The 26773-nt window shown below is 34.9% G+C and carries 33 protein-coding genes and 2 pseudogenes; 8 read left to right on the top strand and 27 right to left on the bottom strand.

From position 1 onward, the window contains the following. Window positions 1-176: 176 nt before the first annotated feature. From ABH961_RS06525 to ABH961_RS06500, 6 genes are all read right to left on the bottom strand, one after another. Window positions 177-488, bottom strand: coding sequence for a hypothetical protein (locus ABH961_RS06525; protein ID WP_048546632.1), 312 nt, complete (start codon window positions 486-488; stop codon window positions 177-179). After that, window positions 470-1492, bottom strand: a complete 1023-nt coding sequence (locus ABH961_RS06520) for an anti-sigma factor (RefSeq protein ID WP_048546630.1) — start codon at window positions 1490-1492, stop codon at window positions 470-472. The genes ABH961_RS06525 and ABH961_RS06520 overlap by 19 nt, the downstream gene beginning before the upstream one ends. Beyond that, window positions 1482-1982, bottom strand: coding sequence for a sigma-70 family RNA polymerase sigma factor (locus ABH961_RS06515; protein WP_048546627.1), 501 nt, complete (start codon window positions 1980-1982; stop codon window positions 1482-1484). Before ABH961_RS06515 ends, ABH961_RS06520 begins: the two co-directional genes overlap by 11 nt. 614 nt (window positions 1983-2596) lie before the next feature. Further along, window positions 2597-2854 carry a DUF3947 family protein gene (locus tag ABH961_RS06510; RefSeq protein ID WP_048546625.1) on the bottom strand — a complete coding sequence of 86 codons (258 nt, stop codon included), beginning with the start codon at window positions 2852-2854 and terminating at the stop codon, window positions 2597-2599. Window positions 2855-2911: 57 nt separating this feature from the next. Next, window positions 2912-3265 carry a hypothetical protein gene (locus ABH961_RS06505; protein ID WP_048546623.1) on the bottom strand — a complete coding sequence of 118 codons (354 nt, stop codon included), beginning with the start codon at window positions 3263-3265 and terminating at the stop codon, window positions 2912-2914. A 573-nt stretch (window positions 3266-3838) separates the two neighbouring features. Further along, a complete protein-coding gene (locus tag ABH961_RS06500) occupies window positions 3839-3964 on the bottom strand; it encodes a hypothetical protein (RefSeq protein ID WP_255256222.1) in 126 nt (41 codons plus the stop codon). A gap of 165 nt (window positions 3965-4129) precedes the next feature. Between ABH961_RS06500 and ABH961_RS06495 the strand changes: the two genes are divergently transcribed. Beyond that, window positions 4130-4738: a hypothetical protein gene (locus tag ABH961_RS06495; protein WP_098049334.1), complete on the top strand. Its 609-nt coding sequence runs from the start codon at window positions 4130-4132 to the stop codon at window positions 4736-4738. Here the strand turns inward: ABH961_RS06495 and ABH961_RS06490 are convergent. Continuing rightward, the gene (locus tag ABH961_RS06490; protein WP_165775594.1) at window positions 4721-4879 is read right to left on the bottom strand and encodes a hypothetical protein; all 159 of its coding nucleotides are present in this window, start codon (window positions 4877-4879) and stop codon (window positions 4721-4723) included. The genes ABH961_RS06495 and ABH961_RS06490 overlap by 18 nt on opposite strands. Window positions 4880-4941: 62 nt before the next feature. On the opposite strand from ABH961_RS06490, the gene ABH961_RS06485 reads away from it, so the two are divergent. Next, a protein-coding gene (locus ABH961_RS06485; protein ID WP_404519067.1) for an IS3 family transposase occupies window positions 4942-6098 on the top strand; the annotation gives its coding sequence in 2 pieces (ribosomal slippage) (window positions 4942-5194 and window positions 5194-6098; 1158 coding nt in all). 177 nt (window positions 6099-6275) lie between these two features. Here the strand turns inward: ABH961_RS06485 and ABH961_RS06480 are convergent. From ABH961_RS06480 to ABH961_RS06470, 3 genes and pseudogenes are all read right to left on the bottom strand, one after another. After that, window positions 6276-6515, bottom strand: coding sequence for an SH3 domain-containing protein (locus ABH961_RS06480; RefSeq protein ID WP_404519316.1), 240 nt, complete (start codon window positions 6513-6515; stop codon window positions 6276-6278). A 9-nt stretch (window positions 6516-6524) separates the two neighbouring features. Beyond that, a pseudogene (locus tag ABH961_RS06475) lies at window positions 6525-7121 on the bottom strand (glycoside hydrolase family 25 protein); the annotation flags it as partial. Next, window positions 7121-7360 (bottom strand): annotated as a pseudogene (locus tag ABH961_RS06470) (phage holin family protein); the annotation flags it as partial. The pseudogenes ABH961_RS06475 and ABH961_RS06470, both read right to left, overlap by 1 nt. Between ABH961_RS06470 and ABH961_RS06465 the strand changes: the two are divergent. The 3 genes from ABH961_RS06465 (at window position 7318) to ABH961_RS06455 (ending at window position 9245) form a co-directional block, all read left to right on the top strand. After that, the gene (locus tag ABH961_RS06465; protein WP_404519065.1) at window positions 7318-7674 is read left to right on the top strand and encodes a site-specific integrase; all 357 of its coding nucleotides are present in this window, start codon (window positions 7318-7320) and stop codon (window positions 7672-7674) included. The pseudogene ABH961_RS06470 and the gene ABH961_RS06465 sit on opposite strands and share 43 nt — an antisense overlap. Before the next feature lie 79 nt (window positions 7675-7753). Next, window positions 7754-8068, top strand: a complete 315-nt coding sequence (locus ABH961_RS06460; protein WP_000658777.1) for a thioredoxin family protein — start codon at window positions 7754-7756, stop codon at window positions 8066-8068. A 295-nt stretch (window positions 8069-8363) separates the two neighbouring features. Beyond that, window positions 8364-9245 carry a cation diffusion facilitator family transporter gene (locus tag ABH961_RS06455; RefSeq protein WP_048546607.1) on the top strand — a complete coding sequence of 294 codons (882 nt, stop codon included), beginning with the start codon at window positions 8364-8366 and terminating at the stop codon, window positions 9243-9245. Here the strand turns inward: ABH961_RS06455 and ABH961_RS06450 are convergent. The 5 genes from ABH961_RS06450 to ABH961_RS06430 all read right to left on the bottom strand — a co-directional run bounded on the left by ABH961_RS06450 (window position 9235) and on the right by ABH961_RS06430 (window position 11978). Further along, window positions 9235-9870, bottom strand: a complete 636-nt coding sequence (locus ABH961_RS06450) for a phosphatase PAP2 family protein (RefSeq protein ID WP_000833364.1) — start codon at window positions 9868-9870, stop codon at window positions 9235-9237. The two genes, ABH961_RS06455 and ABH961_RS06450, sit on opposite strands and share 11 nt — an antisense overlap. 74 nt (window positions 9871-9944) lie before the next feature. Continuing rightward, window positions 9945-10703: a sporulation protein gene (locus tag ABH961_RS06445; RefSeq protein ID WP_048546606.1), complete on the bottom strand. Its 759-nt coding sequence runs from the start codon at window positions 10701-10703 to the stop codon at window positions 9945-9947. After that, window positions 10685-11506: a serine/threonine protein kinase gene (locus ABH961_RS06440; RefSeq protein ID WP_048546604.1), complete on the bottom strand. Its 822-nt coding sequence runs from the start codon at window positions 11504-11506 to the stop codon at window positions 10685-10687. Before ABH961_RS06440 ends, ABH961_RS06445 begins: the two co-directional genes overlap by 19 nt. Beyond that, complete coding sequence (locus ABH961_RS06435) at window positions 11506-11688, bottom strand: hypothetical protein (protein ID WP_000473373.1); 183 nt, start codon at window positions 11686-11688, stop codon at window positions 11506-11508. The genes ABH961_RS06440 and ABH961_RS06435 overlap by 1 nt, the downstream gene beginning before the upstream one ends. Window positions 11689-11798: 110 nt before the next feature. Further along, window positions 11799-11978: a YozD family protein gene (locus tag ABH961_RS06430; RefSeq protein ID WP_000658451.1), complete on the bottom strand. Its 180-nt coding sequence runs from the start codon at window positions 11976-11978 to the stop codon at window positions 11799-11801. Between the two features lie 150 nt (window positions 11979-12128). Between ABH961_RS06430 and ABH961_RS06425 the strand changes: the two genes are divergently transcribed. Then, entirely contained in the window at window positions 12129-12296 is a 168-nt protein-coding gene (locus ABH961_RS06425; RefSeq protein ID WP_000456535.1) for a DUF3930 family protein, read from the top strand. Between the two features lie 4 nt (window positions 12297-12300). Here ABH961_RS06425 and ABH961_RS06420 read toward each other — a convergent pair whose 3' ends face one another. The 10 genes from ABH961_RS06420 to ABH961_RS06375 all read right to left on the bottom strand — a co-directional run bounded on the left by ABH961_RS06420 (window position 12301) and on the right by ABH961_RS06375 (window position 21605). Beyond that, window positions 12301-12963, bottom strand: coding sequence for a hypothetical protein (locus ABH961_RS06420; RefSeq protein ID WP_000101496.1), 663 nt, complete (start codon window positions 12961-12963; stop codon window positions 12301-12303). A gap of 189 nt (window positions 12964-13152) precedes the next feature. Further along, the gene (locus ABH961_RS06415; RefSeq protein ID WP_000750728.1) at window positions 13153-13368 is read right to left on the bottom strand and encodes a YozE family protein; all 216 of its coding nucleotides are present in this window, start codon (window positions 13366-13368) and stop codon (window positions 13153-13155) included. 72 nt (window positions 13369-13440) lie between these two features. Beyond that, entirely contained in the window at window positions 13441-13713 is a 273-nt protein-coding gene (locus ABH961_RS06410) for a YokU family protein (RefSeq protein WP_000995761.1), read from the bottom strand. Next, window positions 13710-15131: a lysine 2,3-aminomutase gene (kamA, locus tag ABH961_RS06405; protein WP_000902134.1), complete on the bottom strand. Its 1422-nt coding sequence runs from the start codon at window positions 15129-15131 to the stop codon at window positions 13710-13712. The genes ABH961_RS06410 and kamA overlap by 4 nt, the downstream gene beginning before the upstream one ends. 210 nt (window positions 15132-15341) lie before the next feature. Further along, window positions 15342-16727: an arginine utilization transcriptional regulator RocR gene (gene rocR / locus ABH961_RS06400; protein ID WP_098631330.1), complete on the bottom strand. Its 1386-nt coding sequence runs from the start codon at window positions 16725-16727 to the stop codon at window positions 15342-15344. 99 nt (window positions 16728-16826) lie between these two features. Continuing rightward, complete coding sequence (gene ablB / locus ABH961_RS06395; protein ID WP_098079530.1) at window positions 16827-17672, bottom strand: putative beta-lysine N-acetyltransferase; 846 nt, start codon at window positions 17670-17672, stop codon at window positions 16827-16829. Next, window positions 17669-18937: a peptidase gene (locus tag ABH961_RS06390; protein WP_075311881.1), complete on the bottom strand. Its 1269-nt coding sequence runs from the start codon at window positions 18935-18937 to the stop codon at window positions 17669-17671. Before ABH961_RS06390 ends, ablB begins: the two co-directional genes overlap by 4 nt. A 15-nt stretch (window positions 18938-18952) precedes the next feature. Then, window positions 18953-19615 carry a CoA transferase subunit B gene (locus tag ABH961_RS06385; RefSeq protein WP_048546596.1) on the bottom strand — a complete coding sequence of 221 codons (663 nt, stop codon included), beginning with the start codon at window positions 19613-19615 and terminating at the stop codon, window positions 18953-18955. Beyond that, on the bottom strand, window positions 19600-20298 hold the full coding sequence (gene atoD / locus ABH961_RS06380; RefSeq protein WP_098631334.1) for an acetate CoA-transferase subunit alpha: 699 nt from the start codon (window positions 20296-20298) through the stop codon (window positions 19600-19602). The genes ABH961_RS06385 and atoD overlap by 16 nt, the downstream gene beginning before the upstream one ends. Continuing rightward, window positions 20295-21605: an aspartate aminotransferase family protein gene (locus ABH961_RS06375; RefSeq protein WP_001205889.1), complete on the bottom strand. Its 1311-nt coding sequence runs from the start codon at window positions 21603-21605 to the stop codon at window positions 20295-20297. Before ABH961_RS06375 ends, atoD begins: the two co-directional genes overlap by 4 nt. A 1003-nt stretch (window positions 21606-22608) precedes the next feature. Here ABH961_RS06375 and ABH961_RS06370 point away from each other — a divergent pair. Then, entirely contained in the window at window positions 22609-23358 is a 750-nt protein-coding gene (locus ABH961_RS06370) for a DUF4397 domain-containing protein (RefSeq protein WP_098642971.1), read from the top strand. Window positions 23359-23391: 33 nt separating this feature from the next. Here ABH961_RS06370 and ABH961_RS06365 read toward each other — a convergent pair whose 3' ends face one another. After that, a complete protein-coding gene (locus tag ABH961_RS06365; protein WP_000425101.1) occupies window positions 23392-24525 on the bottom strand; it encodes a BA2291 family sporulation histidine kinase in 1134 nt (377 codons plus the stop codon). A 233-nt stretch (window positions 24526-24758) separates the two neighbouring features. On the opposite strand from ABH961_RS06365, the gene ABH961_RS06360 reads away from it, so the two are divergent. Next, window positions 24759-25151: a YueI family protein gene (locus ABH961_RS06360; RefSeq protein ID WP_000247570.1), complete on the top strand. Its 393-nt coding sequence runs from the start codon at window positions 24759-24761 to the stop codon at window positions 25149-25151. A 121-nt stretch (window positions 25152-25272) separates the two neighbouring features. Here ABH961_RS06360 and ABH961_RS06355 read toward each other — a convergent pair whose 3' ends face one another. Continuing rightward, window positions 25273-26697, bottom strand: coding sequence for an aldehyde dehydrogenase family protein (locus ABH961_RS06355; RefSeq protein ID WP_048546594.1), 1425 nt, complete (start codon window positions 26695-26697; stop codon window positions 25273-25275). Window positions 26698-26773: the final 76 nt, after the last annotated feature.

Here is a 26773-nt window from a genome sequence, read left to right as displayed (position 1 = left end):
ATTGTTTTAGCACTATACTTGTCGCCTATTTATATACACTTGAGAGGAAAACATATTAATAAAAACACAACCTAGATGTATCGTGCAATCCATTCAAATTTAATGGATTGCACGATACATCTATTTTACTTTCAATACAAAAAAGAGCGAATCTACATTCGCTCTTTCCCACATATTTATGGCCCAAAGCTTACCATCCAACCTAACATAAATCCAAATATAGCAAACAGTAGCATAAAAACAAATAAACTACATGCCCACAATGCATATTTTCGACTTTTGCTTTTTGTGATCATACCTACGACTGAGCACACCACTCCAATACCAACTATTTGTAGAAAACCTTTATCTATAAATGTTTCTTGAAAAAGCAATATAATATTTAAATACAATAACGCTAAAAAGGCAATAATTAATGAAAGAGTCCCCATCCACGTTTCCTGTTTATAAATACGATTCTTTCTTTTTTTTAAGAATGCCAATTCCATAACCTCGCTTCACCTACTTTCAATTTTCTAACTTTTTCGTGGCTCATCAATTTTTCAACTTCTACTTTAGGCCCAGTTACAACCATCCCGTATGTTTTTACCCCATTTTTTTCAAGGAAAGAAATACGCTTTGACAACTCTAATACTTTTGCTCTAGATAGCTTCACTGCTAAATTTTCATGCTTCTGTAATGACTTTAACACCTCAATAAATTGTTCCTCATGAGGTGAATCACTCACAAAAGCACCACTTGGTCTTGAAATCATATCTGCCGGAAAGCCAATCGGAGCAACATACATACCCTCGTCATTCGTTTGCTTCTCCTCTAACCCTGTATTAACGGCATACCAGACGATATCAATAGTGGGAAACATATTCGTTACCTCTTGTACACTCAACAATTCTCTAAAAGATATAAATGCTTCTACAACAGATTCTTGCGGAAGACCCTTTAATACCTGCGCTTCTTCACTACTATTATAGGATGCATTATAATTATTAGGATGAGACAATACCTCATTATCTATATATGGGACTTCTGGAATTTTTTCATCTGTTGTATATTCACGGCTAACTTTCGTTGCTCTACTAAATACATAATCTGTTTTCTCTTCTCCTATTCGAATATCTTTCTTCCCTACCCTTTTATACAAATCAAAATGCAATTGTAAACTAAGCGGTAACAATGTTTGCTCCATGTCCCTATCTTTCAAAAATACATTTGGTTCTGTTACACTTAATGTTTGATTTACTACATTCCGTATCTCCATTGCGTTTGTTGGTGCCAATGTATAATATAAGAGTGTTGATATATATAAAATAGGTTGAATAAGTAATAAAAAAGTAAATACAATTAAAACATTCGTAATACGCGCTCTTTTTTTACCTATTTTCAACACTTGCTCTTGTTTTCCATCAGGAAGTGAAGCCGGTCTTTGATGAAGAGCTTCTTGTAACAATTCTTTATAATCATCTTGTTCAGAATGAGGTTTATCATTTTTCATTTTGACTCTTTTCCTCCTTTAACAATTCTTTTAATCTCTTTCTCCCACGAAATATGTGACTTTTATACGTATTTAACTTTAAATCTAGTACAGAAGCACCCTCTTCGTACGTTAATTGATGTACGTCACATAATAAAATAGCTTGTGCCTCTACCACCGGTAAATTATGAATAATCTGAATTAACTTTTCATAACTATTTTTTGCGACTACATACTCTTCTGTAGATTCCCCCGCTTGTATCGTCTCTAATTCCTCAGTTCCTACAAAAGTTACTTTATTTTCTTTCCTAACAAAATCAATAAAAGTATGATATGCCACTTTAAAAAGCCATGATTTTACCTTTTGATTTTCATAGTCTTCTAAATAAAGATACGCTCGATAAAAAGTCTCTTGCGTCAAGTCCTCTGCTACGTGATGGCTACGAGAAAGGGAAAATAAATACCGGTACACATCGTTTATATAAACCTTATATATTTCTTCAATCTCCATCCCCCTCCTCCTCTCATATATAACACGAATAAACAAATTAAAAAGTTGCATTATTTTTCCTATTTTTTTTATTAATAAAAAAATAACATTTACACATTTCAATAACTATTTACAATTATAAACAAAATACTAGATATTATGGCTGTAAATATCTTTCAAACCCAGTAAAAAAACAATTCAGATGTTCTCCTGCTTTTTGTAGGTTGATAGTTATAGGACAATCATCCTGTACGATATACCCGCAGATAAGACTTCGTTGTTACATCTGGATCTGGTCCGCGTAAATAAATGTTCATATATCCTTGCATACAGAGCCACTAACCATCATTTGTCATAATAAGATAATTCTCACTTTTTCTTTAATCGGTATCTTCTCATCAAAAAAAACACTTGTAGTATGTACGGAGATTATCTCATCGGTTAATTACAAATTGTAGGTGAGGACTATTTGGCGCTTACATATACCCCTCTCCATTTGCGGGTAATAAGGCTCCCAAAAAAATTTCGGAACATGCAAGAAAGGTAGGTAGGAGCCGGATCGTCCGTATATGTCCAATTGGTGAGGACTAATAATCAGTTTGGGATACCTGCCCCCTACTGATTAAACTTTCAATTTATAGATTAAATACAGTTCCATATGGGATAGTAAGAAAAGAACTTCCATACGGTGTGATTTGATGCACTGGGTAAAAATACTCCATGGATGAATAATACGGCTGGATCCCTTGTTGCTGCATTTGTTGTTGCATTTGTTGTTGCATTTGTAACGCTTGTTGAACAGCTTGAACTGTACTTTGTGCTCCGCTAAACGTTATTGATGTACCATACGCTGGGCGAATATCTGCTTGAGAAGCAAAATATGAATAAAACATTTTCCCCACCCACTTCCATATCATTAAATAAATCTGTTAAGCTACTTTACATTCGCTTTATCCCCAAGAGAAATGATAAATATATTCTCCCGTTACACTTTGATTAATCCCATTAATTCTAGCAAACCGCATTAAGTCCGCTCCTTGAAGAAAATACATCGCAAGCATTACTGGCACTTGTGACCACATAAACTGATAAAGCTCCTCGGCTCTCAAGTTTGTCGAAACAATTAAATCATTTACAGGTCCTTGATTCCATACAGAAGTTCTAACTGAAATAAACGGAAGATCCTTTCCATTTACCACTATTCTTGCCATACTTTGAGTTATGTCCACATCAATTCCCTCCATCATTACAAAAATCGGACCTGTGTATTTACTCCTATGGTTATAAATATTCTTGACTTTCATAAATGACTAATGCAAACCTCTATTTTTCGCTTCTATTCAAATGAATTTATTTATTACAGTAAAAAACAAATGAAATTTTAGTATTACTCTCCCTCAACTTCCGTATCATTTAAATATTCCATACCCTTGTTCACTTTAAAAATCTGATATGCAAAATTACATATCTTATTATCTCAATATCACTTTATTAACTACAATTTGATAGAAATTCATTTGAATCACCTGACAAATCAACATTTGTAATTTAATTCCTTATTTAAAATTCTACCTTATTACCCTTAAATACTATATCAGAATAATTATATCGGAATTTCTTGTTGTATACACATCTATCTTTTTCATGTAATATATACGAGAATAGTAAGGTAAGAGTTACTCTTTGCCATTTTAGGAAAGGTCCTGTTGGAAACAACAGGACCTTTTTTTATATAATCTCATTCCCTTTTATTTCCATAATATTATTTATCAAAAACACTATGCCCACGTAACAAATATCTGTAAATCCATGAATATGCATACGCTTTATAAAAAAATATACAAGCACGTTATTCGTCATTTTAACGATAGCGCGCTTCACTCATCTACTTTATTTGGTTTCTTTGATTTTTCATTCTCTTCTTTTTGGTCTTTTCCCACTGCTTTTAAAAACCCTTCCAATGTTTTTTTCGTATTATTATCATTTACTGGGTGTAGATCCATTGCTGTTACCTCCTCTTAGAAAGTATTCCATGAATACCAAGCTCAAGAAATACAATAGCCATTGTGTATGAACATCGGTTTTTCTAGCATCTAGTTCACCTCCTTAAAAATGCAGGATTTCCCTTTCCAATATTGAATTAGTAACATTTGGAAAGGAGGTGTAACATGGCGGAAATTAAAGTGGGACTTACACAATTTTTAGACTTCACACTGAAAAGTAGTGCAGCTAAAACAAATTTTGTAAAGAATTTAAAATCTCAACCTGAATATCACCCGGTTTTTGATTACTGGAAACAATTACGAGAAACTGTTATTAAATTTCATAAAAACGAACTACCTTTTGATTGTTTTGAAACATTAGTACAAACTGTTGATCAGAAGAAAAAGCAAAACTACATTGATGTTATAAAGCAGTACAAAAAATTTATTAAAAACAAAGAAGTCTCTTGGTTTGATCCAGGTAAATCACATTGGTTATCAGATAATTTAATCGTCCGCTCATCACCTGAACTCGGTTTGCTCATTAATGATGAGCCGCATCTTATTAAACTATTTTTCAAAGGAAAAAAAGAGCGAATTGATAAATATAACATCAATTCAACACTGACATTATTAAATGAATCAACATTTTCAAATAAATATAACGATGTGAATTATACTGTCCTTAACATCCAAAAGAACAAAATGTATACAAATAACACTATTAATAATGATCATTTAATAGCTCTTGAATCAGAAGCCCACCAGCTTTCTTATTTATGGAATAAGGTGTAAAAGGGTATAGGTATCTCTTTCAATACCTTGTTCATGCGTAATTCGGGCACAATTTTCACAAATCCAATTCGTTTCTTTTAATTGAAGCTCACCTTCTTGTTTCTCACAAACAATGTGAAGTGAACCCGAATAGTGGTACATGAAAAAAACACCTCCTAAATTCGCATACTAAGTATGCAAATTCAATGGAGGTGTTTTTTCGTATGACGACAAGAGTTCATTACCCAGAAGAAACAAAGTGGAAAGTAATTGAAATGAAGAAAGATGGTTATTCAAATCGTACAATTATGGAGAAACTCGGAATTAAAAATGTTTCCCAAATTAAGACATGGATGAAATGGTATCGTACAGATCAAACATATCGTTTTCAACAACCTGTAGGAAAACAATATTCTTATGGAAAAGGACCAAAAGAGCTCAGTGAATTAGAACAACTACGTCTAGAAAATAAGCATTTAAAAACAAAATTACTTGTATGGGGAAAGTATCTGGAAATCGAAAGAGGCTGAAACCAGAAACTGTAGTTACTTTATGGAAAAATGTAAAAACAAAAATAACGATAAAAGAATTGTGTAACGTATTAGAATTACCCCGTTCCACATTTTATCGCTGGTTACAACGAACGGAAGATCGGAAAGATGATATAGAAGAGAAAGTAAAGGACATCCGTCTTAGGCATAAATTTCGGTATGGATATCGAAGAGTGACCGCTACTCTTCAAAAAATGGGACTGTGTGTCAATCATAAAAAAGTATTACGAATCATGAGACAAAATCACATTCTTTCAAAAGTACGTCGAAAGAAAAAGAAATATATCAATGGTGCGGAACCAATGGTAGCCCCTCATCGATTGGAGCGTGAATTCGATGCATCCAGACCAAATGAAAAGTGGTTTACAGATGTGACGTACCTCTTATTTGGAGAGCGTACCTTGTATTTATCAACGATCATGGATGCCTTTAATCGTGAAATTATTAGTTGTGTCCTCAGCGAATCACAAACACTGACATTAGCGATGAAGACATTGAAACAAGCAATGAGAGGGCGAAGAGTAAAAGATGTCCTTCTTCACTCGGATCAAGGAAGTATTTATACAGCAAAAGAATTTCAAGCGTATGCCAAAGAAAACGGCATTATCACCAGCATGTCCCGGAGAGGAAATTGCCATGATAATGCCGTCATGGAAAGCTTCTTTGGTCATTTGAAAAGTGAAGCTTTCTATTCACAAGAGATAACAAAAGTATCCAACACAACTGTGCGAAAGATTGTGCTAGAATACATTCATTACTACAATTGTGTGCGAATTCAAGAAAAATTAAACCACCTATCCCCTAAAGAATTTAGGGAACAAGTGGTTTAGGTGTTTTGATTGGTGTTCCGTTTTCGGGGTTCACTTCATAACAAACGACGTGCTCTATTCTAAGAGTACGTCGTTTTCGGTTTGAATACCGAGTTTAAGTTGGATGAATTAGTGAATATAAATTAAAAAAAGCCGCCCAATAGGACGGCTCTTATTTATGTTAATCAAACTATTCTTTTATTTAAATGAACCCCAACTACTAACACGTTTTCCGTTTGAAGTTTCACCAGTTGCAATGTAACCATATCCGTTTGAACGTGGTTGACGTATCCATACATAACCGTCTTTTTCATAACCGAATGCATCATACTTTACTTCATCTCCTGCATTAAGTGTAGCGATAATTGGAGCATCAGTTAATGGTGCGGTACGAAGTTTAATAGATGTATTTAACTTAAATACACCGTCTTGTTTTATAAACCAACTAGAATCATATTGACTATTTGCAATTGTTTCATCTACTCCAGTAAACCATGAAAGTGGTTTATTACCTATTAATTGATTTAAATCACATTTGCCGATACCTGGCACATTACCTGTCTCCGTGTATTGCCAAATATCACAAGGATATGCTGGTTTATTGCCGCCATATCGCGGAATCCATACAAAATCAGCTTGTATATTACGCGCTCCAAACGAATCATACGTATGATGCCCTACATATAACCCTATCTTTTTAGCTCCTAGTCGGCGTAGTTCATCGATAAACGCCTGTGTCCCACCTTGCATATCACTCATTGTTTGCACTTCAACATCAGCTACCCAAAACTTAGCTGATTTGTCACCACGAGCCCAAAAGTCTTGTGCTTCTTTTTTGGCATCGTTGATAGACACAAAACGACAAAATGCATAATTTCCAAAAGGAATATTCCTTGATTTCATCGCTTGTACATATCCATTATACAAAGGGTCTACATAATTCGAACCATCTTGCACACGTGCAATTACTAAATCTAATTGCGGTCCTGCTACATCCCAATTAATGTCTCCATTCCACTTAGAAATATCTACAATATAACCCATTATTCAACAACTCCTTTTTTATTATCATATTCAGAGCTTGTTTTTTTGCTCTTACTACCTAAAACTTCTACTGCGTTTGTTAACGCTGAAGGTAACGGGATTCCCATACGCCCTGCATTTTCTAAAAGTGAAAGCAACTCATTTCCGATAAAGAAAAAGATTGTCGCTTCACGAATAGCACTATTACTTCCAAGTATTGTATCTAACTGAGTCGCGACTCCAACCAAAAGAAAAAGCACGGTATGGAGATGGATATAATAATTATGATTTAGTTTGTTCAACATATAATGGTAACCCCTGCAATTTCAGAAGTTTGACACAGCTCTGGAAAAAGCTTATAAAGAAATGTGGGGTTCCTGATATTCGTTTCCACGATCTACGGCATACCCATGCGACATTAATGTTGAAACAGGGTATTCACCCGAAAATCGTAAGTGAACGATTAGGACATAAAAAAGTAGGTATCACATTGGACACCTACTCACACGTCGTACCAGGCCTACAAGAAAAAGCAGTCGAAGATTTTGCAAACAACCTATTTCAAAAACACTAATGTTTGCAAAATGTTTGCAATCGCGGATTTTGCATAAAAATACTAGCTTATCCGTGTGACATTGAGAGGAGACAAAAACATGAAAGAAATCAAATCTGAACAGGAATTCAAAGACATCATCGCAAGTGAGGAGCCAGTAGTTGTTAAGTTCTTTACTACATGGTGCCCAGATTGTGTGCGTATGGACAACTTTATCGGAGATGTAATGGAAGAGTTCAATAAGTTTGAATGGTATTCTATTAACAAAGATGAATTCCCAAGTATCGCTGAAGAGTATCAAGTAATGGGTATTCCAAGTTTACTTGTATATCAAAATGGTGAGAAACTAGGCCACTTACATAGTGCTAACGCAAAAACTGAAGAGCAAGTTACTGAGTTTTTAGAAGCATACTAAGATGAAGACCCTCTAAAATATATTTTCTAGAGGGTTTTTATTTTGCCCAATCACCTTTGAGCGGTGTAGTATACGGATTCATCATAATACATCTATCCTTTTCCCTATCCCCTCGATCCAAATCGCGTTCACACCCTAACTTTGCACTTTACAACATATTTTTCCTTAATGAAACTTTGTTATCCCCTTCTTAAAAACCTAAAAAACGTCAACAATGTTTGTATAGACCCACACGAGTTTCGTTTGGTACTCTATTTATAGAAAGAAATTCCTTGTAGAAAGGTGAGTGATCAAAATGGATACTCTTTCTCATAAAGAAGCTGATAAAGGTGCTATTGTCAGCATTATGGCCTACATATTTTTATCCTCTATGAAAATTATCATCAGTTATATTACCCTCTCTAGCGCATTACGTGCTGACGGTTTAAATAACTTAACGGATATCGGTGCTTCTTTAGCGATATTAATTGGTCTAAAAATCTCTCGTAAACCTCGTGACCCAGATCATCCTTATGGGCATTCACGAGCAGAACAAATTGCATCACTTGTTGCTTCTTTTATTATGGCAACGGTCGGTTTAGAAGTTGTTATTAGCGCCATTCAATCTTTTTTTAATCCGAAACAAGCAGCGCCTAATGTACTTGCTGCATGGGTAGCCTTATTTTCTGCTGTCGTTATGTACTTTGTATATTTGTATACGAAAAAGATTGCAGCACGAACAAAAAGTAAATCATTAGAAGCCGCTGCAAAGGATAATTTATCAGATGCTCTCGTAAGTATCGGTACAGTAGTAGGTATTGTCGGTTCGCAGTTCCAAATGCCTATTTTAGATCCTATTGCCGCTTTAATTGTCGGCCTTATTATTTGTAAAACTGCATGGGAGATTTTCGTAGAAGCTTCTCATATGTTAACGGATGGAATCGATCCAGATAAGATGGAAGAGTACGCTGGTGCTATTGAACATATTGGTGGCGTGGAAAACATCGTAGACATTCGCGCGCGTATGTACGGGAATCAAACGTACGTTGATATTACAATCGAGGTAGATGCTCGTATGGAGGTTGGTGAAAGTCATTGTATTACTGACAACATCGAGGCAATGCTTCGGAAAAAGTTTGGCATTTACCATGCACACATTCATGTTGAACCAATGGAAAAAGAACCTATTATGACATAGGTTCTTTTTTAATGAACGCTTTATGAAATATAACACATAAAACGAGCCAGCTACCGCCAGCTGCCCATCCTGCTAATATGTCAGATGGATAGTGAACGCCAAGATATATTCGGCTAACTGAAATAGATAATACAACAAAGCTCGCTATAAAAATAATCAACAATTTTTTATGCAATGTAATACGTTCTTCAGTAATTGTGACGTATGCAATAAATCCTAAAAAAGCAGTAGCATTCATCGTATGACCGCTCGGAAAACTATATCCAGTTGCAGTAACAAGCTGCGTTACATCAGGTCTTGCTCGTTCGTACCATAGTTTAAGCATACTGTTTAAATAACGAGATCCATAATAATTAATTGTTAGAAGTAATGCACTAAGCAACTTTTTTCTAACGAGAAAATACATTACAAGAATGATGAGTAACGGAAAATATATTCTTTTGGAACCGATAAAAGACACCCAAGTAAAGTAAGCTGTCAAGTAATCGTTTCGAAAGCTTTGAATAAAATGCGCGACTATATTGTCAAATTTCTCAATACAAGCGGTATGATACGAAAGTGATAATACGACAAAACAAATGAGTAGCGTAAAACTTAACAAGTATAAATGTCGATATCGTTTCACATACATAACCTCACTATACAAAAAAATGGAGCGGTTGTTTTAGTTTTCCTCTCCATTTCTTTTTTATGCATAGTTTATTTAAAAATATAATTGTTAATTTTTTCTTGCATTGTTGGAATATCTTCATTCGTTACTGTAAAGCGAATCACTTTCTCGTCAAGATCAAGCGCTTCTGCAAATAAACCTGCTAATCCGCGAGATTTTCTGTCTACTTCCATAATAATCTCTAGGCGATCGTAAACGCTTGGTAAGATTAATAATTCTAGTTCATCTAATTTCCCATAATACTCTCCGGAAACAGGAACAAACTCAAATTCTTGTGCAAACGGAACTTGCTTACGTAATCGATATGGTAATTCTTCACATTCTATATGACGCGCTTTAAAACCTAATTGATTTACACTCTCTAACACACTATTTAATAGTGCATTGGGCAACACTTGAATGTAATCACGATCACTTGGATCTATACTTCGTTTAATATCAAGACCTGTATGCACCCAAACTGTTTTCATTCCAAGTGTAAGCGGGGTTTCAACTGGCATTATAAATGAAAATGGAATTTCTTTTTTTTCATTCGGCTCAACAGAAAAAGGTTCTGTTAAACGAACTCGCTCTAAATCATATGTTGCTGTTACTTTTTTATCATCCACTTCTCGTACATACGACGTCGATAATGTTAAGTAAATGCTTTCAATTTGTTGACTAACTGAACCACCAGTTATATGAACCTTCCCTAGTATCTCTTCTCCAACAATATACTCATCTTTTTCAAGAACTGTATCTACTTTTGCATTACCAATACCAACACTTGCTAAAAACTTTTGAAACACGGAACCTCCATCCTTTCTAAAGCAAAAGCTATATCTTTTTTTAAATCTTGTACATTCTCATAGTACGGCGTTTTTATTTGTAACATTCGCATAAGCATTTCACGGTTATAATTTTCCAAAGTTAATTCGTCATACCATGGTTTTTCATGTTTTTCATTAGATTCATAGCCTGCATATAATAAAAATAACGAGAAATGACCAAGCGCATAAAAATCGCTACGAAAGTGAACTTCTCGCATCAAAGCTTGTTCACCTTCATAAGCTGTAGCTCGTTCATCACCCTCACCCTTCAATTTAGCTAATCCAAAATCAATAATACTAATTTGGTTTTCTTTCATTAATATGTTTGGAATGCGTAAATCTCGGTGAATTATACCTTTATTATGAAACACCGATACAATTTCTAATATTTCATATAAAATTTTTAAAACTTCACGTTCTGTATATACATGCCCATCTAAGAAAATATAATCTTCGAAATTTTTACCAGGCATATATTCCATCACGAAAAAGCTTTTTTTCTCCCATACGAAATGATCATATAAACTAGGAATTGCGTGATGATTTAATGTTTGTAAAATCATTTTCTCTTGTTCAAATGATTTTCTACCAGACTCATATCTTTGTTTACTCTGTCTTAATTGTTTTAAGACTTTATTTCTATTTATTTGTAAATCATTAACGACATATGTAACCCCATAACTGCCCATTCCAATTATTGATTCAATTTTATAACGTTCTGCAACGATTGTATTTTTTCGCAGTGGTCTATCAAATAAAGCTAGTATACGACGCCATTTCATCAGCTACTTGAAAAGAAGCTACGACTTTTACGTTTTCTTTTATAATGCTGATGCCCATAACCAGATGAACGTCGTTTATAATCGCTACTTGAATAAGAGCGACCTCTATGGCGATAATCACTACTAGAATACGAACGATTTTTTTTCCTACCTAATAAAGAATCAATAATTTTTTTGAACATCCCTTCACCTCTTGAGTAAAATTTTCTTTTAATTATACCAATAATTTCCGACTATATTTGTGACAAGTTTGTAAAGAGTAAAAAACGACGAGTTAAGCCCGCCGTTACTTTCACTCATCCTCTTCATCAAAAACTTCATCAATCATACATTTTTCTAATAAATACTCAAATGTAATATCTGCGAGATCTTCAATTTCTTCTCGTTTTGGGACGTACCCTCTTTCAATTAGTTGCTCATAAAAAAACTCCGCAATCTCTTCCGTATCAATTACGACCTCAATTTCCTTCATGAGCATCACTCCTTTATTTCTGTTTTATGAAAAAATCTCAAAATTATGTATATGAGATTAGAAAAATAGTTTTTCTTTTTTTATAGGTCATATCCTTTGGACGAGATGCATACGATGGTAGTACAAGCTATCAAAAAGGGGGATTTAATTATGGAATACCAATATGAGGTAGAACAAGAAGTAGGGCAAACAAAAGAAGAGTTCATGCATGAAGATCAATGGGCAGACTCTCTTATTAAATGGCTTTTTATTTTTTTAATAATTGTAGGCATACCTTATACTGCATATGTTGTTGTTCAATTCATTCTCTCTTTCTAGTTAACTATTTTTTCTCTGTCAATTTAACTAAATAATTATGAACAACATCCATAACAATTTTATATTCTTCATCTTTAAATGTATCGAATAACAATTGATAATCGTTATAAATATCAAGTAATCCATCAATGATCTCTTGACGATTTGTCTTAACACTCACTTTTTTTGAGTTGTTAATTGACTTTAATTTTCCTAAATCTAATTTATTCATACCAGCTTTATCTTGTTTCATTTTCTTCAAAATTGCATTTGCCGTTTGAGCATTGGCAAGTAACGTTAAATCTGATTCATCCGCTTCTAACCATTCACCATCCGTAATTCGTGACAATTCGTATATAGTATCTTCCCATGCGTCATTTTTATATCTCCATACTTCTGTACGAAAACCAACAATTCGAAACACATCTTTATCGTATCCTGTTACTTGCACGAGATCACCAAATGTGAAATTATAATTTAATTCAATCCACTCAGTTTCACCTTTTTTCATATCTTGCTCTGAAACGTGCTGCAACGTTTGCTCTACGTAAAACCCATCGTGATTATTGACTTCGTAAACGTAAACTCCATCTAAAACCTTCATATTTGTGATTTTACCAACGGTTCCATATAGCGTAATCACGACTATGTCCCCTACGTTATATTTAGGTTGCTTTTTTCTCGCCATCTATATCTCTCCTTTTTTTGACGTCGTGATTTTGATAACAGTATATGCAACCTACATAAAAACGCTTATCACAGAAGCGTATATTCATAAATTTTTTCAATAAAAAATATCACCGTATAAAAAAATTATTTACAACGTAAAAAAAGCTAGCAAATAGACTAGCTTCACGTCAAAAATTTCATATAGTTCTTATCTCTCTTGTATGTATAAATCCCAAGCTTCATCAAATATAGACATACTTTCTAGCAATCCACTTAACTCTAAGTATGAACTAATTTCATCATAATCTTCAGATTGCTTTGGAAAGCTTAAATCATCATACATTGCTTCTGCTAAATTCGATACTTCATTACTAAATAAAGCTGCACGATGCTTCATCATATAGTGGTAAAATGTCTTTTTCAAAAATATTCCCTGCCTTTCTAACTTGGATACATTATACAAGGCAAAAAAGAAAAAAACCAGCATAAAAGCTGGTTAAAAGTCGAAATAATTTCTTTTTAATAGACGTGGTCTTCCCATTAATTCTTCATATGTTAGTTGTTTTGGTAAATCTTTCGTATAAATTAGAAACAATTGATCTTCTATTTCTTTCACTGTTTGATCTGCTTGATAGTCCATACCACATGAGGAACAAGAAATGCATGGTGTCTCTTGGATTTCAATGGCTTTCGTACCATCTGGTAATTCCCAATATACAGTATTCAAGCTTTCTTTCGCTTCTGTACTGTCACACCACATACAATTCATACTGCATCACCCTCATTTTTTTTGTCGTTTTCTTCTAATTTAGCCATTTGCGATTGATACTTTTTATCTTTAAGTTGATCACGCTTATCACGTTTATCTTTTAGTGATGCATGAGTGTCATTATCTTCATAGTCTTTACGACGGCTCATACGCTGTAAGTCGTCTGGAACAAGGTTAAATTTCTTATCACTCATAAGACCTGCGATACCAACATCTGAACGTTTTTCTTCGTAGTTTGGATAGATTTCTTTAAAGTACCCTTCTGCTCTTCCTGGGATATAACTCTCTGGCTCTGGATACGTTGTAATAACACCTTCAAAGTTACGAAGCACAACTTTATCTGCACTTTGCGAAATTAAATAGTTTGGTTGAAGCGCAATTTTCCCGCCGCCTCCTGGTGCATCTACAACGAATGTTGGAACCGCATAACCAGATGTATGACCGCGTAAACCTTCAATAATTTCAAGACCTTTAGATACTGGTGCACGGAAATGACCAATACCTTCAGATAAGTCACATTGATAAATATAGTATGGACGTACACGGATTTTTACTAAGTCATGCATAAGTTTTTTCATAATTGGAACGCTGTCGTTAATACCAGCTAAAATTACTGCTTGGTTTCCAACTGGAACACCAGCATTCGCTAGCATTTCACATGCTTTTTTCGATTCCTCTGTAATTTCAATAGAAGTATTGAAATGTGTATTTAACCATACTGGATGGTATTTTTTAATAATATTACATAAGTTTTCTGTAATACGCTGCGGGAATACTACCGGCGCTCTCGTTCCGATACGAATAATCTCGACATGCGGAATCTCTCGTAAATTTTTTAATACATATTCTAAAATTTTATCGTTAATAAGAAGACCGTCACCACCAGAAATTAATACATCTCGTACTTGTGGTGTATCACGAATGTAACCAATTGCATCATCTAATTGTTTCTTAGGCACACCCATTCCAATTTGTCCACTAAAACGACGGCGTGTACAATAACGACAATACATAGAACATTGATTCGTTACTAAGAACAATACGCGGTCTGGATAACGATGTGTTAGCCCTGGAACTGGTGAATCTTCATCTTCATGAAGCGGATCTTCTAAATCATATTTTGTTTTATATAACTCTTCCGAGATCGGTACAGATTGCATCCGAATCGGACAGCGTGGGTCATCAGGATTCATTAGCCAAGCATAGTACGGTGTAATATTTAACGGGATCGTTTTTGTTGAAATTTTAACACCTTCTTCTTCTTCAGGTATTAAATTGATCACTTTCTTTAAGTCATCCAAAGTTTTGATCGTATTCGTTAATTGCCAAACCCAGTCATTCCATTGCTCTTCAGTAACATCCTTCCACAACTCGATATCCTTCCAGTGACGATTTGGTTTGTATACATCATGTAACATTGCTATTCCCCCTTTTTATACGCTCATCCTTTATATAAGCAATAGTTATGCCAACTTTACATTATTGATAAGTAAATGTACGGTGAACGCTATTACATAAACGAAAAAATATTTGTAAGCACTGTATAAAATCCATACATACTATCATATTCATTACTTTTTATATATGTAAACGCTCTTTTATTGGTGCAAACACACAAAAACCGCCAATTATTCGGCGGTTTTGTCGTACTTACTCAATTTATATTGAAGCGTTTGGCGAGGGATACCTAACATTTTTGCAGCTTGTAATATATTCCCTTCCGTTTCAATTAACGCTTGATCTATTAATTCCTTTTCCGTTTGATGAAGTGCTTCTCTAAGTGGCAATATGCTCTTATTCTTTGGCAGATTCTCTTTCCGAAATGTACGCGGTAAACAATTGGCTGTTAGTGTATCCCCTTCTGCAATAATGACAGCATGTTCAATCGTATGTTTTAGCTCACGAACATTGCCAGGCCATTGATAAGCTTGTAGTCTTTCTTTCGCTTCCTTATCCATTTGAAGTACACCTTTTTTATAACTTTTATTATATTCGTTCAAAAAATAAGACGCTAATAATAAGACATCCTCAGTTCTTTCACGTAGCGGCGGAATATATAATGAAAAGACATTTAATCGATAATATAAATCAGTACGAATTTTATTCTCTCTTAAACATATTTCTGGTGGCTGATTCATTGCAGTAATAACGCGAACATCTACTTTTCTCGTCTTATTATCACCAATTCGACGAATAACACCATCTTCTAATACACGTAACATTTTCGCTTGTAAATCGAGAGGCATTGAATTCAGTTCGTCTAAAAACAATGTCCCACCATCTACAAGTTCAAATAATCCCGCTCGTTCAATTGCCCCAGTATAGCTACCTTTCGTCGTTCCGAACAATAAACTTTCTAATAGCGACTCTGGCAAAGCTGCGCAGTTTTGTGCAATAAATGGCTTGTTCTTCCGTTTAGAAGCTTCATGAATCGCTTGTACAAATAACTCTTTCCCTGTTCCTGTTTCCCCATATATTAAAACATTTGCATCAGTTGGCGCTACTTTTTGTGCTAATTCTTTCGTCTGTTTAAATCGAGCATCATCCGTCACAATCGTCTCAAATGCAACATGCTTTTTAATTGCTTTTTTTCTAGATGACCGCTTTATTTTTGACTGCAAATCTACAATTGTATCCGTAAGTTTTTGAACTGTGGAATAATCCTTTGCAATTTCAACAGCCCCAGCAATATTTCCATCTATAAAAATAGGTAACGTCGTATTTACTGTACAAATGTCTTCCCCATTTAAATTTTGATAATGCTGAACTTGATGAACGATTGGTTTTTTTGTATCTAACACTTTCATTAACGTACTCGTTTCCCTAGATAAAGAAGGAAACGCTTCTAACAAATGTTTTCCTAACACTTTTTCAATTTTTGACCCATTTTGTTTTGCAGCTACAGTATTATAGAAAATTGTAATACCATTTTCATCTACTGCGTGTATAGCCTCATCAATACTGCCCAAAATCGCTTCAATGACTTCTTGTGTCGAAACTGCTAGCAATGTCATCCCCCCTTTTGCCGAAAATTCAGCAATCACATGCCGAATTTCCGGCATACCTATATGCGATTATAAGCATGACGATTCCGTTCCATTTTTTATACCGTACTATTTAGACAAATCTTTCACCCATATATTCATATCTTCCAGCTTATCGAAAATGTAGCAATTGTTCGCCAGTCTTCCTGTATACGTATAACCTAACTGATGAAAGGCCGCATTCATTCCGAAAGAAAGCGATCGAGCAATTGTATAGGAGCAGAAAATCGATTTTTCTTGCAGTTCTTCTTCTAACTTAATTAGTAAACTTTTCATAAACCCATGCTTACGATATTCGGGTAAAGTAGCACAATTCGTTAATTCTGCATTTCCTTCTTTTATATTCATTTCTGCAGATGCTGTACTAATTATTTTCCCCTCGAATTCGTACACATAGTATATTGTATCGTCTTCCTTCATCGTTTGTTTTACATAACTCGCTTCGTTTAAAGGAGTCGGATAAACTTCAAATACTTTTCCAAAGACAGCCGCTAATTCTTCCGCATCCTCTTCTATCGCTTTTCTTAATAAAAATTTCTCTGGTACTATTTTTTCCTTTACTTCTTTTGCTTTAACACCGCTTAAAATGGTATCTTCCTCAGCCCAATGAATACTATTTCGTCTTTCATCATTAATAAATTTCACGAAGAAGTATGCATCGTGACCTTGAAAATAATGCGGTATTGTTGCTTCCAATAAAAAACCGAAAGAGAGCCATGTAGAAACATGCTCTCCCTTTCCTTTAATAATACATTTAGTGAAAGAATGCTTCTCTGCTAATTCGTCAATTGTTTGGATAATCCTCTCAATATTTCCTGTGTAGTGGTCTACTCGAATACGTTTATTAAAATAATCTAAAACGCCTTCTACTGTATAGCCATCCGTCTGTTCTCTAAAAGATTCATAGTATTTCATTTTTTCACCTCACACCAATCTAGTAATGTACATGCAATAATTTTTGCGGCAGCTATCATTTTATCAACTTCTATATATTCGTTTGGATAATGTGCTACTTTCGTCTCTCCTGGACCAAATACTATCGTTGGTACACCTGAGATTTGTGTAAATAAACCCCCATCAGTCCCCCACGGAGATGCTTCAATAATCGGTTCATTCCCTTCGATTTCAACAAAGTTATGCTCTAGTGTTGTAATTAACTCATGATTTTCTTCTAGTTCACCAGGAACCCATCTCGCTCCAAACCATTCTACTTCTACAGGATTTTCAACAAACCAATTGTCCACATTATTTAATTCAGCGATCCAATTCTCGAACTCTTCTTTTGCTGCCTCTATAGTCTCATTCGGCGCAATACCACATCTTCCTTCTAAATTTAATGAATCAGGAACAGAACTTGGCCAACTCCCACCTTCAATTTTCCCAATATTAATTGGAATTGGAATGGGGATTCCTTTAAATAACGGGTCTGTAATTCGGTCATTTCTCTTCACTTCCAATTTTCTCAAATGATCTACAACAAACATACTTTTTTCAATTGCACTTACTCCTTCATAACGCGTTCCACCGTGTGCTGCTTTGCCTTTCACATGTAGACGAAACCACATGGACCCTTGTTGTTTCGGGAAAAACTTCATATTTGTTGGTTCTGGAATAATGACACCATCTGCTTTATATCCTCGTAATATAGTCGCTAATGTTCCTGCCCCGCCACTTTCTTCTTCAATTACACTTTGGAAATAAATATCTCCTTTTAATTCAATACCAGATTCAATAATAGCTTCCATCGCAAGCATCAGTGCGACATTGCCGCCTTTCATATCCGTTGTTCCACGACCATATATACGATTCCCTATTTGCTCACCACTATAAGGGTGATGGTCCCACTGATTCACATCTCCTTCTGGTACGACATCAATATGTCCATTTAATATCATAGATTTCCCGTCGCCACTTCCTTTTAAAGTTGCCACTATGTTCGGGCTATCTGAAAAACTTGTACGCGGTGATACAAAATAAGGATGATCTTTCATTTTAGAAAATGAAGGTTCCCAAATATCAAGATCTAAACCTAGCTCACGTAATTTTTCAATCACAATTGCCTGCGCACCACTTTCATCACCAGATACGCTTTTTTCTTGAATTAATCGTTTTAAAAATTTTACGCTTTCCTCTTCATGACTCTCGATATAATCACAAATTTTCTTTTTTAATTGCTCCATATATTACATCTCCCCTCATTCGATTACTAGTAAGTTAGAGCCAATTTTGAAATCAGCTTCTGTATGTTGTTTTATATCTTCCACTGTGTATGGACTCATTAATTCTTGTAAAACGAGTCCACCCTGCGTCACTTCCATAACTGCCATATCCGTAATAATTACATCTACACATTTCTTTGAAGTTAATGGTAATGTACACTCCGAAACAATCTTTGCATTTCCGTACTTATCGACATGATTCATCACAACAACGACCCGCTTCGCTTTTTGTGCCAAATCCATCGCTCCCCCAATACCTGGAACGCGTTTTCCTGGTACAATCCAGTTCGCTAAATCACCATTCTCACTTACTTGTAATGAACCAAGAATCGTTATGTCTAATAAACCTTTTCGAATCATCCCAAACGCTGTGCAACTATCAAAATAACTCGCTCCTGTAATTAGAGAAGTCGGTAAACCTGCTGCGTTACATAAATTTTCGTCTTCATTCCCTTTTCTTGGCGTAGGTCCCATACCTACAATTCCATTTTCCGCATGAAACATAACGTTTATATCGTCAGGAAGATGATTCGGTACAAGCGATGGTATACCAATACCTAAATTTACAATCATACCATTTTGTATTTCTTTCGCTGCGCGCCTAGCAATCTTATCTCTCACTTCTACGCCCATACCCATTTCCAATTCACTCCTTCCGACGGTACGATATAATTTACAAATACTCCTGGGACAACAATTTCTTCTGGATCTAAACTTCCAAGTGGAACTATTTCTTCTGCTTCTACAATCGTTATATCCCCTGCCATAGCTACGTGAGGATTCATATTACGAGCACTTTTATCAAACACAAGATTACCAAACGGATCCGCTTTTTTCGCATATACAATTGCAACCTCAGAAGTTAATGCTGTTTCAACTAAATATGTCTTGTCATTCATTTCAACTGTACGTTTTCCCTCTTCTACAATCGTATCAACACCTACATCAACTAATACACCTCCAAGTCCTACACCACCAGCGCGAATACGCTCTGCTAATGTTCCTTGAGGAGAAAACTCGATTTGTAACCTTCCTTCGTTTAGCTGTCTTCCTGCATTTGGATTTGAACCAATATGTGAAGTAATTAATGATTTTACTCTTTCATTCGTAACAAGACGACCGATTCCTACATCAGGAAATCCCGTGTCATTTCCTATTAAATTTAAATTTGTAACTCCTTTTTCTAAAATCGCCTGTATTAAAGATGGAGGGGATCCAATCCCCCCAAATCCTCCAAACATTAATGTCATATCATCGTGGAACAAAGAAATTACTTCCTCTATCTCTTTTAATTTATCGAATGTATTCGTAATAGTTGTCATGCGATACTATGCCCTCCTTTTTGCATCATTTCTTCTACACTTTTTGCAAAAATTGAAAGTAATTCATCTAACTCGGAATATGTAGTTGTCATCGGCGGTGCTACAAGCAGTGCACTATCTTCTTTTCCTGCTTGCCCTGAAACAGCTTGGTATAAAAGAAGACCATTTTTAGCTGCAACCGAAATAAGTTCCGACGCTTTTGTAAACGGTTGCAATTCTACTCCAATCAGCAACCCTTTTCCGCGCACATCAGCAATGATTGTCGATTGTTGCTGAACTTTCTGTAGTCCTTTTATTAAATACTCTCCCTTTTCTGCTGTTTTTTCAGGTAGATTATGTTTCTCCATATATTCAATAACAGCTAGAGCTGTTGCTGCAGATAATGGATTTGCACTTAACGTATGCCCACTCATTACAGAACGCGATCCACGTAAAATTGGCTCCATAACACGGTCACTTACAATCGTCGCTGCCATCGGTGTATATCCAGCTCCTAAACCTTTACCAAGAGTCATAATATCCGGTTCTACACCCCAATGCTCCATCGCAAACCATGCGCCAGTACGACCAAGCCCTGTCATTACTTCATCAGCAATAAATAAAATATCGTAATGACTGCAAATATCTTTAATGACTTTATAATATTCTTTCGGCGGAACGACTGCGCCTCCAGCTGCTCCGATAATCGGTTCAGCGATAAAAGCTGCGATATGTTCTGCACCAATTCTTTCAATTGATCTTTCTAGTTCAGTCGCACAAGCAAGCTGACAAGTTGGATATACCTTTTGCACCGGACATCTAAAACAATATGGAGCTGGAATAGTTGGATAATCTTCTAAAATTGACACGAAACGTTGTCTGCGCAGTGGATGCCCAGACATTGATAAGGCTCCCATCGTAATACCGTGATAACTCATCCATCGTGACAAAATTTTATGCTTCCCTTGAATACCTCGCTCTTGAAAATGCTGGATTGCAATTTTCATAGCTGTTTCATTTGCTTCCGTACCACTATTCACAAAAAAGCTCCAGTTCAAATCTCCTACACTTAAATCGCTTAATTTCTTCGCTAATTTTTCAGCTGGTTCACTCGTAAACTGTGATCTATAAACGAAAGCAATCTCCTCTGCTTGCTTTTTTATAACATCTGCAATCTCCTTTACGCCATGCCCAATACCTGCCGTAATTGCCCCTGACGAGCCATCAAAATATTTATTTCCGTTTTGATCATACAAATACACACCTTTTCCATGTGAAATCATTGGATACGGCTGACCAACAAGTGGTTTAATTAAGTAATCGCGCATAGCGCTCCCCCATTTCTCCAATTTGTATATATATATGAAGAAAATTGACGTTTCTTTCATAAAAAAGAACCCTCTGCGAAAGCAGTGATTTTATCAAAAAACTATTATAAAATATACAAATGAGTGCTAAATATTAATTTCAAAAACAGAAAATTCAGAACTTAAAACGAAGACCAACCCTTATCTATACGCTCCAATAACCCTCCTTTATATAAAATAAACGCTTCACTACATATTTTCTTAAAATAATATCAGCTTCCCTAAATTGCCGACATTGTGTAAACTTCGACGAAACTCCCTTTAAACTCCTTCCTATTCTCCTACTTTATATTGCATATTTTCAAACAAATATCGACAATTAATCCTACTAAATGCATAGCAATTATTTTTATAGAAACCTATATTTCACATACATTCTCCTCCGTTTTATACAATAAAAAAAGAACCGATTAACCACATTAATCAGTTCGGCACGACGCTCTTTTATCGGTTAATATTGCCACTTGCTAACGTAAATAGAAAAAATAATGTTACAAATTCAAAATTCATCCTACATCGTAAAGCACAAAATCGTCCATAACTCCATTCACAATTCCTTTTTGGATATCCCCATCCCAATATTTTATTCCTTTCCTTATGTTTAAACTACCTTTCCTTTATAATTTATGTAGGACAATTATCACTTTGTATGTGTATTTGCCCATTATTAAAAAAATCCCTAGTTTCCTAAGGATTTTTGGACATGTTTTCGATGTGTTACTTCATACGCTCTTAAGATTTTTTATTTCGAAATATACATTGTAATCGGTATATCATCATCCAACATAGATGATATATTGCTGTATACTCTAGAAAATTATAAGGCTCTTTCGCCTAAAAAACACTTATCCATAAGCAATACTCTTTATTAATTTTCAACTTTTCTCCTTCAAAAAACAATTTTTTCGCATAACCTCTTTCTTGTTAAGCATATAGTTTTAATGATGACAAAGGAGGAATATTCATGTCTCAATCTGAAATCGAAAAATATGGACAAGAAGCTGCACGTTACGAACAGCTCGCTCGTTACTATCAATTTAAAAATCCGAAAAAATATGTAGAACTATATATGAAATATTACGATGCGCTTACGAAACTTGTACAGGCGTATGAAAAAAGAGATTCACAAGAAGCTGCTTTACCGTCACACATACGTTTTTTTCACTCTGCTTCCAATACACCTGCGGTTGACATTTTAGTAAACGGGCAAAAGGTTATTAAAAATATTTCATTTAAACAATTTAGTCCCTATTTAACATTAGTGCAAGGTAAATACCGTATAGATATTGTCCCTGTTGGAAATGAAACTCCCATCTTTTCAGCTTTAGTACCAATAATGGGGAATCACACTTATACTTTTGCCGCAATAAATAGTGACAATCATCTACAATTACAACCTATGCTTGATAATACACATTTACCAGCTGGTCAAGCAAAAATACGCTTTGCACATTTTTCTCCAGATACCCCTGTTGTAAATGTAGATTTAAAAGGTGGAGATCATTTATTTGAAAATGTACTCTTTAAACAAATAACAGATTTTTTGGAAGTTAGTCCTGGTACAGCAGATATTGAAGTTTCACTCGCCGATAATCCCAGCGTCTTACTAACTATACCGAATTTCAAAGTCGAACCGAACATCATATATACAATTTCACTTTTAGGTTATTCAACTAAAAATCCTAAATTAGAAGCCGTTATACTTACGAATTAAAACAGTCTACACCATTCATTTGGTGTAGACTGTTTATTTTTGAAATACAATTTGAAATTCTGTCCATTCGTTATCTGAACGGCACATGATGGACCCATTATGTTTTTCTACAATTTGTTTACATACAAATAATCCAATACCAGTTCCTAACTTTTTAGTAGTTACAAATGGTTCGAAAATCATTTCTACACTTTCAGCTGGAATCATTGGCCCATTATTTTTTATCACAATTCGAATCGATTGATCTTCTTCAAATACATCAATGATAATTTTCCGCTCTTCTTTCATTGATTCTAGAGCGTCAATTGAGTTCATTAATATATTTAAAAATACTTGTCTCACTTCACTCCGATAGCCAACAAGTGGAATTGGATACGGTAAATTCTTTTCAATCGAAACATTTGCATTGACCAAACTCGGATATAAGAACTGTATAATATCTTGAAACAAATCATTAAGCCAAAATTGTTCTGATTTATTCCACATTTCTTTTTTCGATACGAGTAAAAATTGCGAAATACGAAAATTTAATTGGTCTAATTCATGCGAAATAATATCTAAATAAGATAAACTTGGATGATCTGCCTTTAATAATTTAACAAACCCCATAATTGAAGTGAGTGGGTTACGGAATTCATGTACAAAACTTGCTGACATTTGCCCTAAAATCGTCAGCCTTTCTTTATGTGTTTCATTAATATATTGCTGTTTTTCCTCTAAATTTTTTGATATAATTTCCGAGTATTTTAAAACAGTATAATAAATTAATTTATCAAAACAAGTATGTATTTGGGCCATAATCGGTTTCAATTCACGTGCGCTAACATCTAATTCACACATCGCTTCGAAAAGTTCATTTCTTCCCACATTTGCATTATAAACAAAGTCTCCAATATTCGCATCTGCCCCTGCACGTTCAATAGCAATTTTCTCGCATAATGGCTGAAGATAATCTATATCTTTTTCTTCCATAGTAAGTTCGATAATTAACTCTAATAAATCCTCTCCATTTTGAACTGCTTCTAGTTTAAATGGATCTTTATCGGAAATTATCATTTTGTTTTTCCAGTTCTCAACGAATTGGTGCCTGTTGTTTTTCAAGTGCGAACAAAATACTTCTTTAATATCCTTATCGATTGGAAAAACCCCCATTCCCTCCATTTCCATGCGACGAACACCCTTTATATTTTGAATATTAACACAAAAAATGCGATTCGTTAATAGATTATTGTCACATTTTGTTAATATGTGTTGATAAAATTTTTAATGTCCTTATTAATTGTTTAGATTGATACATTCCATTTTCCTTCCTTTCATTCAAAGTTTTTTACATTCGATGCGACTTTTTTTGCATCCTGCTTCATTCTTTCGTACAATAGAAAATGAAAGGTGTGAAAAATATGGTAAATAAAAATGTGGAAGATTATCTCCAAGAAGGCATTTACGGCCAAAAGCAGAACAAACCAGAAGAACGTAATATGTATTTAACTACGTTACGTGAGCGTGTAGAAATCGCTTTAACTATCGGTCAAGTAATGCAAAGTAATGTATATTCTGAAGTAGCTAGTAGCATGCGCTCTTCTCAATCATTACAAATATTCCTAAATGGTGGCATTGCTTACCCACATTTATCAAAATACATTAAATTAGCAAATGAAAAAAATGTTCCTTTTACAATTGTTCAAAATAAAGGCATAGAAACACCAATCGGTTTAGTATTATCTCATAGCACTGCTGTTGACAAAGAACAAATTTATGTAGAAGATGCTATTTTCAAACAAGAAATGAAGTAAAAGGTACACTTGGTTAAATTAAATCGTTCCGAGAAACGTAAAACAAACAATAAAAAAACGAGTATGGAATCGTAAACATTTCCAGCTCGTTTTTTATTAGGATATTTAAGCTCGCTCTACTTTATTTTTTAATACACACTAATTTCATTTCTGTCATTTCTTCTATTGCATATTTAATTCCTTCACGCCCCGTACCACTTTCCTTAACACCACCGTAAGGCATATGATCTACCCTAAACGTTGGAATATCATTAATCATGACACCACCAACCTCTAGCTCATCAATTGCACGCATTGCTTTAAACAAATTATTTGTAAACACACCTGCTTGTAGACCATAACGTGAATGATTTACTTGCTCAATTGCCTCATCAAATTCTTTAAATGTATTTACTGTCATGAGTGGACCAAATACTTCTTGGCACTGAACAGATACATACTCTGGAACATTTGTTAATACAGTTGGTTCAAAAATCCTTGCATCACGTTTCTTACCACCGTATAAAACAGTAGCACCTTCCTTAATAGCTTCTTGCACCCACATTTCTATTCGCTCTACATCTTTTTTCGAAATTAAAGCCGATACGTCCGTTTCTTCCAGCAATGGATCACCAACAATAACTGTTTCCATCGCTATCTTTAGCTTTGAAAGAAATTCATCCATTCTCTTTTCATGTACAAAAACACGTTGTACCGAAATACAAACTTGTCCATTGTTTACATATGCTCCCCATTTTACACGTTCAATTACTTCATCTGTTAATTCTACATCTTCATCAATAATAACAGCAGCATTTGATCCCAGTTCCAACGTAACTCGCTTTAACCCAGCCTTTGCCTTAATTCCAATTCCAACTTTCGGACTTCCCGTAAAAGTAATGGAAGCAACATCATCATTTGTAACTATCGCCTCACCTACAGTTGAACCGGGACCAGAAATAATATTTAAAGCTCCTTTTGGCAATCCTGCCTCTTCAAATAATTCAACTAATGCGTAAGACGATAATGGTGTTTGATCAGCTGGTTTTAACACAACTGTATTTCCGGCAGCAATTGCAGGGCCGACTTTATGTGCCACTAAATTTAATGGGAAATTAAATGGTGTAATAGCTCCTATAACCCCTATCGGTTTTCGTATTGTGTATGCAATACGCCCATCTGCACCAGGTGCTGCATCAAGTGGCAGTGTCTCGCCGTATATACGCTTCGCTTCTTCCGCTGCAAATTTGTATGTCTGAACGGTACGATCTACTTCTCCCCTCGCAGCACGAATTGGTTTTGCAGCCTCTTTTGCAATAATCTCTGCAAATTCTTCTCTTCTTTCATCCATTTTTTGTGCAACCTTCTCTAAAATAGTCGCACGATCATATGCAGATAATGTATTCATTTTTTTCATTGCATTTTTTGCAGCAGTAACAGCCTCTTGTACATCTTCTTCCGTTCCTTGTGCAATTTCCGCTAACGTTTCTTCAGAATATGGTGCGTATAATGGTTTATAAGTGTTTACAGACTTCCAATCTCCATTTATATATAAATGCTTTTTCATAACTCTTCCCCTTCCAAATATATGTATACAAAAACATTTCACCTAGTGAAAGGTCTGGCTTATGCCATTGTATCAT

The organism is Bacillus sp. RC251 (genome assembly GCF_044908765.1).
Lineage (GTDB): Bacteria > Bacillota > Bacilli > Bacillales > Bacillaceae_G > Bacillus_A > Bacillus_A wiedmannii.
The sequence above is the reverse complement of the archived record's forward strand: the minus strand, read 5'-3'. Positions and strand labels throughout refer to the sequence as shown.

Coding starts and splice junctions, on each gene's coding strand:
- ABH961_RS06375 (WP_001205889.1), bottom strand. CDS start 21,605: ATGCGCGATTACTTAATTAAACCACTTGTTGGTCAGCCGTATCCAATG.
- ABH961_RS06460 (WP_000658777.1), top strand. CDS start 7,754: ATGAAAGAAATCAAATCTGAACAGGAATTCAAAGACATCATCGCAAGT.
- ABH961_RS06525 (WP_048546632.1), bottom strand. CDS start 488: ATGGAATTGGCATTCTTAAAAAAAAGAAAGAATCGTATTTATAAACAG.
- ABH961_RS06430 (WP_000658451.1), bottom strand. CDS start 11,978: ATGAAGGAAATTGAGGTCGTAATTGATACGGAAGAGATTGCGGAGTTT.
- atoD (WP_098631334.1), bottom strand. CDS start 20,298: ATGACAACTATTACGAATACATTCGATAAATTAAAAGAGATAGAGGAA.
- ABH961_RS06370 (WP_098642971.1), top strand. CDS start 22,609: ATGTCTCAATCTGAAATCGAAAAATATGGACAAGAAGCTGCACGTTAC.
- ABH961_RS06420 (WP_000101496.1), bottom strand. CDS start 12,963: ATGGCGAGAAAAAAGCAACCTAAATATAACGTAGGGGACATAGTCGTG.
- ABH961_RS06410 (WP_000995761.1), bottom strand. CDS start 13,713: ATGAATTGTATGTGGTGTGACAGTACAGAAGCGAAAGAAAGCTTGAAT.
- ABH961_RS06360 (WP_000247570.1), top strand. CDS start 24,759: ATGGTAAATAAAAATGTGGAAGATTATCTCCAAGAAGGCATTTACGGC.
- ABH961_RS06390 (WP_075311881.1), bottom strand. CDS start 18,937: ATGGAGCAATTAAAAAAGAAAATTTGTGATTATATCGAGAGTCATGAA.
- ABH961_RS06435 (WP_000473373.1), bottom strand. CDS start 11,688: ATGTTCAAAAAAATTATTGATTCTTTATTAGGTAGGAAAAAAAATCGT.
- ABH961_RS06385 (WP_048546596.1), bottom strand. CDS start 19,615: ATGGGTATGGGCGTAGAAGTGAGAGATAAGATTGCTAGGCGCGCAGCG.
- ABH961_RS06355 (WP_048546594.1), bottom strand. CDS start 26,697: ATGAAAAAGCATTTATATATAAATGGAGATTGGAAGTCTGTAAACACT.
- kamA (WP_000902134.1), bottom strand. CDS start 15,131: ATGTTACATGATGTATACAAACCAAATCGTCACTGGAAGGATATCGAG.
- ABH961_RS06365 (WP_000425101.1), bottom strand. CDS start 24,525: ATGGAAATGGAGGGAATGGGGGTTTTTCCAATCGATAAGGATATTAAA.
- ABH961_RS06495 (WP_098049334.1), top strand. CDS start 4,130: ATGGCGGAAATTAAAGTGGGACTTACACAATTTTTAGACTTCACACTG.
- ABH961_RS06425 (WP_000456535.1), top strand. CDS start 12,129: ATGGAATACCAATATGAGGTAGAACAAGAAGTAGGGCAAACAAAAGAA.
- ablB (WP_098079530.1), bottom strand. CDS start 17,672: ATGAAATACTATGAATCTTTTAGAGAACAGACGGATGGCTATACAGTA.
- ABH961_RS06515 (WP_048546627.1), bottom strand. CDS start 1,982: ATGGAGATTGAAGAAATATATAAGGTTTATATAAACGATGTGTACCGG.
- ABH961_RS06455 (WP_048546607.1), top strand. CDS start 8,364: ATGGATACTCTTTCTCATAAAGAAGCTGATAAAGGTGCTATTGTCAGC.
- ABH961_RS06440 (WP_048546604.1), bottom strand. CDS start 11,506: ATGAAATGGCGTCGTATACTAGCTTTATTTGATAGACCACTGCGAAAA.
- ABH961_RS06505 (WP_048546623.1), bottom strand. CDS start 3,265: ATGAAAGTCAAGAATATTTATAACCATAGGAGTAAATACACAGGTCCG.
- ABH961_RS06520 (WP_048546630.1), bottom strand. CDS start 1,492: ATGAAAAATGATAAACCTCATTCTGAACAAGATGATTATAAAGAATTG.
- ABH961_RS06500 (WP_255256222.1), bottom strand. CDS start 3,964: ATGGATCTACACCCAGTAAATGATAATAATACGAAAAAAACATTGGAA.
- rocR (WP_098631330.1), bottom strand. CDS start 16,727: ATGACATTGCTAGCAGTTTCGACACAAGAAGTCATTGAAGCGATTTTG.
- ABH961_RS06490 (WP_165775594.1), bottom strand. CDS start 4,879: ATGTACCACTATTCGGGTTCACTTCACATTGTTTGTGAGAAACAAGAA.
- ABH961_RS06510 (WP_048546625.1), bottom strand. CDS start 2,854: ATGTTTTATTCATATTTTGCTTCTCAAGCAGATATTCGCCCAGCGTAT.